4 protein-coding genes and 2 pseudogenes are annotated in these 9,903 nt (G+C 67.0%); 4 read left to right on the top strand and 2 right to left on the bottom strand.

Annotation, left to right across the window (positions count from 1 at the left end; all coding sequences use genetic code 11):
- Positions 1–191 (top strand): annotated as a pseudogene (locus QZ609_RS20585) (hypothetical protein); the annotation flags it as partial.
- A gap of 163 nt (positions 192–354) precedes the next feature.
- Here the strand turns inward: QZ609_RS20585 and QZ609_RS20580 are convergent.
- Together QZ609_RS20580 and QZ609_RS20575 are read right to left on the bottom strand one after the other, a co-directional pair.
- Positions 355–2,046, bottom strand: coding sequence for a 7TM diverse intracellular signaling domain-containing protein (locus QZ609_RS20580; protein ID WP_295498888.1), 1,692 nt, complete (start codon positions 2,044–2,046; stop codon positions 355–357).
- A 164-nt stretch (positions 2,047–2,210) separates the two neighbouring features.
- Positions 2,211–2,969, bottom strand: coding sequence for a response regulator transcription factor (locus QZ609_RS20575; RefSeq protein WP_295498885.1), 759 nt, complete (start codon positions 2,967–2,969; stop codon positions 2,211–2,213).
- 586 nt (positions 2,970–3,555) lie between these two features.
- On the opposite strand from QZ609_RS20575, the pseudogene QZ609_RS20570 reads away from it, so the two are divergent.
- The 3 genes and pseudogenes from QZ609_RS20570 to QZ609_RS20560 form a co-directional block, all read left to right on the top strand.
- A pseudogene (locus tag QZ609_RS20570) lies at positions 3,556–3,684 on the top strand (ESPR domain-containing protein); the annotation flags it as partial.
- 972 nt (positions 3,685–4,656) lie between these two features.
- Complete coding sequence (locus QZ609_RS20565; RefSeq protein ID WP_295498891.1) at positions 4,657–8,919, top strand: autotransporter domain-containing protein; 4,263 nt, start codon at positions 4,657–4,659, stop codon at positions 8,917–8,919.
- A gap of 380 nt (positions 8,920–9,299) precedes the next feature.
- On the top strand, positions 9,300–9,740 hold the full coding sequence (locus tag QZ609_RS20560) for a four-helix bundle copper-binding protein (RefSeq protein WP_295498882.1): 441 nt from the start codon (positions 9,300–9,302) through the stop codon (positions 9,738–9,740).
- Positions 9,741–9,903: the final 163 nt, after the last annotated feature.

Here is a 9,903-nt window from a genome sequence, read left to right as displayed (position 1 = left end):
ACGTGGTGAGCTACAACGATCCGTTCAACGGGATGCGCCACCGTGCCGCCAATGCCTGCACGAACACATCCGGTGCGGCAACCACCTGCAAGTCCGTGCTGCATCTGCCACTGGGTGGCATGACGCTGGCGTGGTTCGGGACCACCACCACGTATGGCCTTTCGATTTCGGTGGGCAAGCCGGGCAACTAGACGCCTTGCGCCTGATGTCTGGGGCAGTTGGCACCGGCTTGTGATGAGCCGGTGCCAACGCCTATCCCAATCCCACTGCATCCGCGTCCTCACTGCCAACCGGGCATGCGACCTCTGGTCAGCCAAAAGCCAATCGGTCACCTCACTGATCCTCGTCAGGCGCTCAACCGGGTGCCCCGAGCGCAGGAATATGCAGCGTGACCAGCGTCGCGCCAGGTCCCGACCTGACATCGAACGCGGCACCCAGGCGACTCGCGCGCGCCTGCATGCTCCGCATGCCGGTGCCCTGTTGCTCCGTTCTGGCGGGCAGCTGAAAGCCCGTCCCGTTGTCCTGCACCGTGATCTCCAACCCCCGCTCGTCATACCGCATGCCGACGTCGACCTGGCTTGCGCGGCTGTGCTTGAAGACGTTCGTCAAGGCTTCCTGCAGGATGCGCATGATCTCCAGGCTCTTGGCGGAGGGCAGCACGCAGGCCTCGATGCCGGAAGGGTGCCAGCGGCATTCGATGTCCTGGGTTTCAAGCAGACGCGTCAGGCGGTGCCGCAGCGGCGCGATCTGGTCGGCCAGCGTGGTCTCGCCGTACTGCTGGCTTGCGGCCGAGTCGATGATGATGCGCAGGTCGTCGCGCAACTCCTTCAGGATGGACAGAAAGCGCTGTGGCGGGACATCGTGCGGCGTGCGCTCGAGTGTCACGATGCTACTCACCAGCGTGCCACCCAGGCCGTCGTGCAGGTCATGCGCAAGGTTGAGACGCTCACCCAGGCGGGCGTTGGCGATCTCCAGTTCGTGCTGGCGTTGCAGCGTGCGCGTGAGTTCCGACTTGGCCTCGTCGACGCTGCGCGTGAGGTCTTCATTGAAGCCCTCGATGCGGCGCAGGTTCGCCACAAAATGCCGGCCAAGCACGAGCGCCATGCCGATCATCTGCAATTGCGACGTCAGCGCGGTGTAGTACATGTTGTCGTCGAGAATCGTCAGGAACGTCAGCAGGTCGTGGGTGCCAGCGATCACGAACACGGCCACGCAAGCGCCCAGGATGCGGTGCTCGGAGCGCCCGCTGCGCCACGCAAAGAAGATGAACGCGAAGCTGGTCGCGAAATAGTGCAGGGTCAGCGCGGTACACACCAGCGCACGCAGCGCCTGCACCCGTTGGTGAGGTGCAAGGATCAGCGCTGCACTGGCCAGCATGACAGCGCCCCAAAGCGCGCGCTCATAGCGCGGCCAGCGTTGCCCGCAGAAGCGCAGGATGAACACCGTGTATGACCCGCAATACACGAGGTACACGATCGAGTTGGCGACCTCCCAGCCATCGGTACTCGTGAACGGCCAAGGGCTGGCCGCGATCTGGTTGTAGGCGACGATCCACCATGTGAGGGCGTAGACGGCAAACCAGCCATAGACCGTTTCCTTACGCCGCATCAACCACATTGACAGGAAGAAGCAGCCCAGCGTGGCGGAGATCGCCAGACTGAACATCTGCATATCGCGCCGGACCCAGTGCGCGTGATCGAACCGCGCCCGCATGAGCGCCGGCGGCCCGAGGGTGGCGGGCCCAAGTCCGCTCTGATACATCGCCATCCCGGAGACGCGCACGAGCAGCGTATTGGTGCCCTCGCGCAGCAGCGATGCCGGCAGCAGCACGTAGCGCGGCGTATTCCACTCGCGCGACAGCGGCTCCGCGAGTTGCGCATCGCGCAGCAGCAGGGTGCCGTTCAGATAGATCGCCCCCGCCATGTTGAGGTAGTCCAGCATGAAAGCCGCGGGGGTATCCGTGTGGTCCTGACGCCAGCTCAACCGATACCAGACCACGCCATCGAAGCCGGGCCAGCGGCGTTGCCAATCGTCGGGCAGGGTCACGTCAGTCCAACCCGTGGCGGGGGGCTGGTCGGATTCAACGGCGGCCGCCGGCTGGGCAGACAGTGCCTGCGCGCGGACAGCTTCAATGCGGGTAAACGGAGCGGGACTCGTGGGCGCGGCTTGTGCAGTCGTCCATGACGTGAGCGCAAGCGCGGACGCGCAGATCAGGACAGCAAGCCATACGAACGCGCTTCGAAGACCGCCTGCGTGCGCGACTTCACGGCGAGCTTCTTGTAGATGTTTCTGATGTGGCATCCGACCGTCAGCTTTGACAACGCCAGTACATCGGCGATCTCGCGATTGGTCAGCCCCTTTGACACCAGCGAGAGAATCTCGATTTCTCTCGGGGTCAGTGGCGACACATCGCCCCCCCTGTCTGTCTGCGTCTGCGTCTGCGCCTGCGCCACTGGCTTGGCCAGCAGCGATCCGCCTTTACCGATCAGCTCGAGAATGCGCTTGGCGACAAACGGATCGATCGGTGCACCGCCGCGCAATGCGCTGCGGATCGACAGCGAAATCTCGAGTTCGTCGCGCTCCTTGAGCACGTAACCGGTGGCGCCGGCTTGTAGTGCCGCCACGATAACCTGTTCGGTACTCCACGTCGAGATCACCAAAATAGGTAAGGCCGGATCGCGTTCATGCAGCGTGCGGATCAGGTCGATGCCGTTGCCGTCGGGCAGGCCGACATCGATGAGCGCCAGCGCGAAGGGCTGTTCGGCAATCAGCGTATGGGCCTGCGTGATGTTGCCCCCGAACAGCAGTGCGTCGCCGGTGTAGCCCAATGACACCAGCACGTCGCGCAGCCGTGCTTGCGTGAGCGGCTCGTCCTCGACAACGAGCACGGGGCCGGGCAGCAGCGAATCTTCCAGGCTGGGGCCGGCAGAAGTCGTCATTGCAGCAGCCGGATCGCGGTCGTGGGTCATGGTGGGATGGGTGGGTGTGCGCGGGGTCTGGATGGCAAACCCGCCCGGGCATGCGGTTCAGGTATGCCATGCACAAAACTGGATGCTACAGGCTCAAACCGCAATACCTGGTTTACGGTACCCCACGCCCCTCGCGGCGCTCAACTCCGAAGTGAGCGCGTCGATGCGTCCCCATCCGCCTGGGCAATCCGGGCGCTGCTGCGGCAGATACGGCCCCGTTGGCCGCGCTGCTCAGGCGCCTGTCACTACCTAATTCGATAGATAGGAGCGCTAGGCCTGCTCGCCTACGATCCTCGGCAGGTCATGTCCGTCAATCGTCCGGCCAGCCTGGTCCGCTATGCCGTGGTCGAGCACGGTTCGAGTGCAGCCGGCTCAAGTGGTCCCTATATCGGCGTGTGGCTGCAATGAGTCGGGGCGGTTGACGTAAGCGGGCCGGGGCAGCGGAATCTGCTGCGCCTCCGGCTGCCGTGCTTCCAGTCGCGCAAGACGACATCGTCAACGGCCATTGATCAGCCACCGGGCTTGCAAAGAGTCCGGTGGCGTCTTCGCAAAACAAAATCGCAACGGGGATGGGAGTCCGCTGGTCATGAACCTGATCTATCGCGTCGTATGGAATGCCAGCCTGGGGATGATGCAGGCCGTGTCGGAGCTGGCCTGTGCGCACGGCGGCAAGAGCCGCACAACCAAGGTGTTTCCGCGTGGGACGGTGTTGGTTCTGTTGTCTCTGTCCGGCATTGCGATTCCACCGGCTTGGGCGGATGGAGGGGCCGGCGGCATAGGATTCACCAACCCTGGAAGCGGCGGCGCTGGCGGCACGGCATCTAGTACAGCCGGCGCGGCAGGCAGTAGCGCGTTCTTCAGCGGCGGCGGCGGCGGCGGCGGCGGCGGCATCAGCCTCATCGACGGGACAGGCGGTGCGGGGGGCAACGGCGGAACAGGCAACGTGTTAGGTACTGTCACCGCAGCCGGAGGAGGGAGCGGCGGTAGTGGCGGCGCGCCGGCGCTGACCACTGCAGTGCAGGCGAACGCCGGTGTGCTGACAGGGGCTGCGGGCACTGCCGGCGGTGCCAGTGCCAATGGGGCTTACTTGGGGCTTGATGTCCACGGAACTCCCATCATAGGCGGTGGCGCTGCGGGTGGCGGTGGCGGCGGTTTCGGGCTGGTGCTCACTGGTACGGGTGCCTCCAGCAACGGGGCAGCCGGAAGCATCACAGGCGGAAACGGTGGAGCCGGCGGCATCGGTACCCTCGCGGGAGCGTTATACGGTGGTGGCGGCGGCGGCGGCGCGGGAGGTGGAGGTGCGCTGATCACGTCAGCCGGTGCCATTTTTAGCAATACCGGACAGCTGCTTGGGGGCAATGGAGGCCAAGGCGGGGGAACCCAGGCCGCCGGCGGAGGCGCTGGCGGTGACGGCGGCACGGGAGCGGCGCTAACTGCTGGCGGCACCCTAGACAATCACGGGCAGGTGACCGGTGGCAATGGCGGAACTGGAGGCGCGGTCCTTGGCGGGGCTGCCAATGAAGTCGGCGGCAATGGTGGCGCTGGTGCTGCCGGCGTGCTGGTGACCGGTGGCGGGACAGTAAGCAATGCCGGCGCCATTGCCGGGGGGAACGGCGGAAACGGCGGTGCCAGTGGCGCTGGCAATGGAGCGGCGGGTGTGGGCGGTGCAGGCATCAGCGGCGCAAACATGACGATCACCAACGCCGGCACGATCTCTGGCGGCATGTCGAGCGATGGCAGTACACGCGCCGCTGCGATCTTTTTTACCGGCGGGACGAGTACCCTCACGCTGAATTCCGGCTCGACGCTGAACGGCGCGATCAGGCTGGGTTCGGGAGGGGTCAGCGCGACAATCAGCGCAGGTAATACCGGCATGACGCTCAATGCCCCGATCGTGCTGGGCGACAGCCAGGCAACGTTGACGCTCGACAGCACGAACAACCTGGTGGTGAGCGGTCTGATTTCCGGCGGGGGCAACGTGACCACGACGGGCAGTGGCATGCTGACGCTGTCAGGCGCAAACAACTACACAGGTAGCACGAACCTGAACGCCGGCGGCATCGTGGTCGGCAACAGCGCGTCGCTCGGCAACGGCGCACTGAACGTCAACGGCTCGGCCACGCTCGACACGAGTACGAACGTGACGCTTGCCAACACGGTCAACCTCGCCACGGGCACGACGCTGACGGTCGGCGGCAGCAACAATCTGGGGCTCGCCGGCTTCATCAACGGCAACGGCGGCCTCGTGAAGAACGGCGCCGCGACGCTGACGCTGACCGGCGCGAACACCTACACCGGCGACACGACGATCAACGCCGGCACGCTGGCGCTGGGCGCAGGCGGCAGCCTCTCGGCGATCGGCACGGTGAACCTGACCGGCGCGGGCGCGACGTTCGACCTGAGCAACGCATTGGGCACGCAGACGATCGGCGCGCTGGCGGGCGCGGCCGGCACCAACGTGAACCTCGGCATCAATTCGCTGGCGCTGGACGGCAGCCGCAATGCGACGTACGCCGGCACGATCGGCGGTACCGGCGGCGTCACGCTCTCGGGCTTCGGCACCCAGACGCTGAGCGGTACAAACGTGTACACAGGCGGCACGAACCTGAACGGCGGCCACCTCGTGGTCGGCAGCAATACGGCGCTCGGCACCGGCGCGGTGAACGTCAACGGCCCGGCATCGCTCGATGCGACCACCAACGTGTCGCTTGCGAACGGCGTCAACATCGCCACCGGCACGACGCTGACGCTCGGCGGCAGCAACGGTCTTGGCCTGGACGGCACGATCTCCGGCGGGGGCGGCCTCGTAAAGAACGGCGCGGCGACGTTGACGCTGTACGGCGCGAACAACTACACGGGCGGCACGACGCTGAACGCCGGCGGCCTCGTGCTCGGCAACGGCGCGGCGCTCGGCACCGGCGTGCTGACCGTCGGCGGCGCGGCGACGCTCTATACGACCATCGGCCTGACGCTCAACAACGCAGTCAACCTAGCGACGGGCGCGACGCTGATGCTCGATGGCAGCAACGCCCTCACATTGGGCGGCAACATGACCGGCGCGGGCGCACTCGTGAAAAACGGCGCGGCAACGACCACGCTGACGGGCGCGAACACGTATTCGGGCGGCACGACGATCACCGCCGGCACGCTGACGATCGGCGCGGGCGGCAGCCTGGCGGCGACCGGCGCGGTGAACCTGGCCGGCGCGGGCGCGGCGCTCGACCTGAGCGGCGCGACCGGTGCCCAGTCGATCGGCGCGCTGTCGGGTGTCGCGGGAACGAACGTCAATCTGGGCCACAACGCACTGACGCTGGGCGGGACGGCCAGCGGCACCTTCAGCGGCGCGATCGGCGGCACCGGCAACCTGACGCTGGCCGGCACCGGCACGCAGACGCTGAACGGCGCGAGCGCCTACTCGGGCGGCACGAACCTGAACAGCGGCAGCAGCCTGGTGCTCGGCAACAACAACGCGATCGGCACCGGCACGCTGAACGTCGGCGGCGCGGCGACGCTCGACACGAACGCGAGCCTGTCGGTCAGCAACGCGGTCAATCTCGCCAACGGCGCGACGCTGACGCTCGGCGGCAGCAATGCCCTTGCGCTGAGCGGCAGCATGACCGGCGGGGGCGGTCTGGTGAAGAACGGCCCGGCGACGACGACGCTGACGGGCGTGAACACCTATACGGGCGGCACGACGATCACCGGCGGCACGCTGGCGATCGGCGCGGGCGGCAGCCTGGCGGCGACCGGCGCGGTGAACCTGGCCAACGCGGGCGCGGCGCTCGACCTGAGCAGCGCGACCGGTGCGCAGTCGTTCGGCGCGCTGTCGGGCGCCGCAGGGTCGATCGTCAATCTCGGGGGCAATGCACTGACGCTGGGCGGGACCGCCAGCGGCACCTTCAGCGGCTTGATCGGCGGCGCCGGCAGCCTGACGCTGGCCGGAACCGGCACGCAGACGCTGAACGGCGCGAACGTCTACACGGGCGGCACGAACCTGAACAGCGGCACGCTGATACTCGGCAATAGCGGAGCGATCGGCGGCGGCGCGCTGAACGTCAGCGGCTCGGCGACGCTCGACACGACCACGAGCCTGTCGGTCAGCAACGCGGTCAACCTCGCCACGGGCACGGCCCTGACACTCGGCGGCAGCAACAATCTCGCGCTGGCCGGTGCGATCAGCGGAGGCGGCGGCCTCGTGAAGAACGGCACGGCGACGACCACGATGAGTGGCGCGAACACATACACGGGCGGCACGACGATCAACAGCGGCACGCTTGCGCTGACCGGCACCGGCAGCATCACCAGCTCAAGCGGTGTCATCAACAACGGCACGCTGGACATTTCCGGCACCACCAGCGGCGCCACCCTCCGCAACCTCACCGGCACCGGTACAGTCAGCCTCGGCAGCCAGACCCTCACCCTTGCCAACGCAGGCGGCACGTTTGCCGGCACCTTCACCGGCACCGGCAAGCTGCTGCTGCAGGGCAACGGCACGCTAATCGCCAATGGCAATAGCATGTCATTCACCGGCATCACCGAGGTTGCGAGCGGCCTGCTTGAAGTCGGCGATATCAACATGCCCTCGGCAACGCTCGGCGGCGGCGTCACGGTCGATACCGCAGGCACGCTGCGCGGCCACGGCACGGTGCTGGGCGACGTCACGAACGGCGGCACGGTCGCGCCCGGCGGCTCCATCGGCACGCTGAGCGTGGGCGGCAACTACACCCAGGCGAACAACGCCACGCTGGCGATCGAAGTCAGCCCGACTGCAGCCTCGCAACTCAAGGTGGCCGGCACGGCCGCGCTCAACGGCACCCTGGCCGTCACCTACGATCCGGGCACCTACAAGGCCACGCAATACACGCTGGTCTCTGCCACCAAGGGCGTGAGCGGCACCTTCAGCAATGTCGCCAGCACCGGCACGGCCAACCTCGGCACCCTCACGCCCGCCGTCAGCTACGGCGGCAATGCCGTCCTGCTCACGCTGGCGAGCGCCTCGCTGGCTGACCCGGTGGTGGTGGCGCCCACCAACACGAGCGTCTACACCGCCGTGGGCACGTCGGTCATCCTCGGTGCGCAGACGAGCAACGCCGCCCTGCTCGACCGGCTGGATCGGGCCTCCGCTGCCACCGCTGGGTCTCCGCTCGGCTGGGTGGTTGCCACCGGCAGCCACACCAAGGTGGATGGCACCAGCGGCGCGCCCGGCTTCCAATCCAACCGCTATGGCTTCCTGGCCGGGCTCGACAAGCGCGTGGGCGATGACACGGTGGGCGTGGCGGCCAGCTATGCGCACACCGACATCAACGAAGCGCAGACGGGGGATTCCGGCGCGATCGACACGCTGCGCGCAGCGCTGTACGCCAGCCGGCAGACGGGGCCGGTGGTGCTCGCCGCCACGGCCGGGGCCGGGCTCGACTTCCTATCGCAGAAGCGCCCGTTCGGCGCGCTCGGTACGGCCAAGGGCGACCACACCGGTCAGGAACTCACCGCCGGCGCGCAGGCCAGCCTGCCGATGGCCTTCGATGGCGTGGCGGTCACGCCCAGGGCCGGCGCGCGCCTGGCCTACTTCCACGCCAACAGCTTTGGTGAAAGCGGCGCGGGTGGGCAGAACCTGAACGTCGGCACCGACACCGTCCGCAGCCTGCAGCCGTATGTGGGCGTGACGCTGGACAAGACGTTTGGGGAGGTCCACCCAGTGGCGGCACAGCTGCGGCTGAGCTATGCGCGTGAGGTGCTCGATGCGAACCGCGCCGTCAGCGTGGCCTCGCAAGACGGCACGCTCTTTACCGCACCGGGCACGAGCCTACCGCGCAGCTACCTGGCCGTGGGCGTGAGCCTGGGCCTGCGGCAGACCAAAGCGCTGTCGGTCTCGCTGGGGTACGACGTGATGCTCAACACCACGCATGCGTCTGCGCAGGCGGCAAGCCTGAAGGTGGATTACCGGTTCTGACGCGTGGGTCGCCGGGCTCGACGTTCGGGGTTCTGAACTCGGCGCTCCGGGTTCTGAACTCGGCACTCGGCGTTCTGAACTCGGCGTTCGGCGTTCTGAACTCGGCATTCGACGTTCTGGACTCGGCGTTTGGTGTTCTGGACTCGGCGTTCGATGTTCGGAACTCGGTATTTGGAGCCCAGAGCCCTGCAGTCGGAGGGCTCGGCTTGGCGCTCTCGGTTGGCTCGGGCCCCTGGCTACGACCGCTCCAAAATCGTGACTTCCCACAGCACAACTCCTAGCATGGAGCCATTCCCGCCGCCGTGATGCCGGCGGCGGCGATCTCTGCACGCCGTTGAAGGTGCTACCGCTGCAGTCAATTTTCTTGAGGAGGGTTCGACATGGACAGACGTGAGGCACTTTTCGGTACCGGAATGCTCGCCCTGAGCGCACTGGCGGCGGCGGATCGGGCTGCAGCCCAGGACCATGCCCACATGCACCATGGGGGCGGGCAATACAAGGCGCTTGCGGATGCGGCGGGGGCCTGCGTATCGAGCGGGCAGGTTTGCGTGAACCACTGCCTCGGCCTGCTGGGCAACGGCAACCCGGAGTTGGCCGCGTGTGCCACCAGCGTTTCGCAAATGATGGCCCTGTGCACGGCGCTGCAAGGGCTCGCCAACCAGGACTCCCACTATTTTCCAGCGCTGGCCAAGGTCACGCTGGAGGCATGCAATGACTGCGAGGCGGAATGCAAGAAGCACGCAGACAAGCACGAGCCCTGCAAAGCCTGCATGGAGTCGTGTCGCGAGTGCGCCAAACAGTGTCGGGCGTTGACGACCTGACACGCGGAAGACCTCGGCCCAGCCGGTGAGCAGTTGAGTGACCGGCCTGGGCGCTTGGGCCTCAGGGCTTGGCAGTCGGAGGGCTCGGCTTGGCGCCCTCGGTTGGCTCCCCCGCCCGTCTCGGGGTCGCGTTCACTGCTGTTCTTTTATTTCTGCTCGTTCC

Source organism: uncultured Ralstonia sp., assembly GCA_913056305.1.
GTDB lineage: Bacteria > Pseudomonadota > Gammaproteobacteria > Burkholderiales > Burkholderiaceae > Ralstonia.
This window is presented reverse-complemented; position numbering and strand designations above follow the sequence as displayed.

Excerpts from the sequence above, each read along its gene's own strand:
- QZ609_RS20560 (WP_295498882.1), top strand. The coding sequence starts at position 9,300 with ATGGACAGACGTGAGGCACTTTTCGGTACCGGAATGCTCGCCCTGAGC.
- QZ609_RS20575 (WP_295498885.1), bottom strand. The coding sequence starts at position 2,969 with ATGACCCACGACCGCGATCCGGCTGCTGCAATGACGACTTCTGCCGGC.
- QZ609_RS20565 (WP_295498891.1), top strand. The coding sequence starts at position 4,657 with ATGACGATCACCAACGCCGGCACGATCTCTGGCGGCATGTCGAGCGAT.